The sequence below is a fragment of the Albidovulum sp. genome (genome assembly GCF_049646345.1).
GTDB lineage: Bacteria > Pseudomonadota > Alphaproteobacteria > Rhodobacterales > Rhodobacteraceae > Albidovulum.
The window spans coordinates 1-2012 of sequence record NZ_JBARVQ010000621.1; the positions used below are offsets into that span (position 1 = coordinate 1).

Genomic DNA, 2012 nt, shown 5'->3' on the forward strand with positions numbered 1-2012 from the left:
GCACCGGCGGCCGCGACCAGAACGCGGTCTTCAAGAACCCTGTCATAGTTCAGCGCGACCGGCACGAAAACCACATCCCGGCTCTTGCCCGGCTCGAAATCCGAAATGATGTAGTTCAGAAGCCCCAGCTTCGGCGACCCGACGAAGGAAATCGGTCAGGAGTTGATGCGGCGAATTCGCACGATCATGCCGGTGCTGCCGATCCCGATGGTGGCGACCTGCCTGCTGGAAGCGGCGGGGCCGTTATCCCGTCAGGACCTTGTCGACCGGGTAGCCTCAGAGGTGGGTCGCCTTGAGAAGACCGGCGCCCATGTCGACCTTTTCAATGGCGATATCGCCACCGAAGTCGACAATGCCGTCAATCATCTGCTGATGCGGCAACTGGTCCGCGAAGAGAACGGCGAAATTCACATCGCCGCCGGGGACCACGCCCTGCTGCACTATTACGCCGCCTCGATAGAGCATCTTGTTGCCGCATGCGCAGCGTAAATGCTGCGTTCGCTCGGTTATTAAATTACAAAAATGATCCTCAGATGGTTGCATAATTACTTTTTCGTCGGTATCCAAATTCGGACGCCGTATGCGATTCTGCGCTGCGGCACTATTTTGGAGCTTCGGAGGCAATGATGGCACTCGACACGAATTCCGCGCCCGCAGCATATGACGCGCCGATGCAGGACTTATATGAAGTGGGTCAGATGCCACCGCTCGGCCATGTGCCCAAGCAGATGTATGCCTGGGCGATCCGGCGCGAACGCCATGGCGAGCCGGATACCGCGATGCAGGTCGAAGTGGTCGAAACGCCGAGCATCGACAGCCACGAGGTTCTGGTTCTGGTGATGGCCGCAGGGGTCAATTACAACGGAGTCTGGGCTGCGCTGGGCATTCCGATCTCGCCCTTTGACGGCCACAAGGCGGACTATCACATCGCGGGCTCGGATGCGGCCGGCATCGTCTGGGCGGTGGGAGACAAGGTGAAGCGCTGGAAGGTCGGCGATGAGGTCGTGGTGCACTGCAACCAGGACGACGGCGATGACGAAGAATGCAACGGCGGCGATCCGATGTTTTCGCCCAGTCAGCGCATCTGGGGTTACGAGACCCCGGACGGGTCGTTCGCCCAGTTTACGCGGGTTCAGGCGCAACAGCTGATGCATCGCCCCAAGCACCTGACCTGGGAAGAAAGCGCCTGCTATACCCTGACGCTTGCCACTGCCTACCGGATGCTGTTCGGGCATCGGCCCCATATCCTGAAACCCGGTGACAATGTGCTGGTCTGGGGCGCGTCCGGTGGTCTTGGGTCCTACGCAATCCAGCTGATCAACGCGGCCGGGGCCAATGCCATCGGCGTGATCTCGGAAGAGGACAAGCGTGATTTCGTCATGAGCCTTGGAGCGAAAGGCGTCATCAACCGCAAGGATTTCAAATGCTGGGGCCAGATGCCCAAGGTCAATACGCCCGAATACAAGGCGTGGTTCGACGAGACCCGCAAGTTCGGCAAGGCGATCTGGGAGATCACCGGCAAAGGCAACAATGTCGACATGGTGTTCGAGCATCCGGGCGAAGCGACTTTTCCGGTCTCTGTCTTCGTGGTCAAGCGCGGCGGCATGGTCGTGATCTGCGCCGGGACGACCGGTTACAACCTGACCTTCGATGTCCGCTATCTCTGGATGCATCAGAAGCGGGTTCAGGGGTCGCATTTCGCCAATCTCAAACAGGCCGCAGCTGCCAACAAGCTGATGCTGGAACGCCGTCTTGATCCCTGCATGTCAGAGGTCTTCCCCTGGGCGGAGATTCCCGCCGCTCACATGAAGATGCGCCGCAATGAGCATAAGCCCGGCAATATGGCGGTGCTGGTTCAGGCCCCGAAAGCGGGATTGCGGACGCTGGAAGACGTGATCGAGGCTGGCGCGCAATCTTAACCACGCTGCTTCAAGGCTGAGAACCGAGACCGCCCGACCTTCACCAGTCGGGCGGTTTTTTTTTCATTGTTTCTCAACCGGATACAGAATGGC

General features: G+C 59.3%; 2 protein-coding genes. Both read left to right on the plus strand.

The window, feature by feature from the left end:
• The first annotated feature begins 165 nt into the window (after positions 1-165).
• A complete protein-coding gene (locus WBB85_RS16210; RefSeq protein WP_432639633.1) occupies positions 166-489 on the plus strand; it encodes a hypothetical protein in 324 nt (107 codons plus the stop codon).
• A 137-nt stretch (positions 490-626) separates the two neighbouring features.
• A complete protein-coding gene (ccrA, locus tag WBB85_RS16215) occupies positions 627-1919 on the plus strand; it encodes a crotonyl-CoA carboxylase/reductase (protein WP_432639634.1) in 1293 nt (430 codons plus the stop codon).
• The last annotated feature ends 93 nt before the right edge of the window (positions 1920-2012 follow it).

Bases quoted from the DNA above. Each gene is read 5' to 3' on its own strand.
- WBB85_RS16210 (WP_432639633.1), top strand. From the start codon at position 166: ATGCGGCGAATTCGCACGATCATGCCGGTGCTGCCGATCCCGATGGTG.
- ccrA (WP_432639634.1), top strand. From the start codon at position 627: ATGGCACTCGACACGAATTCCGCGCCCGCAGCATATGACGCGCCGATG.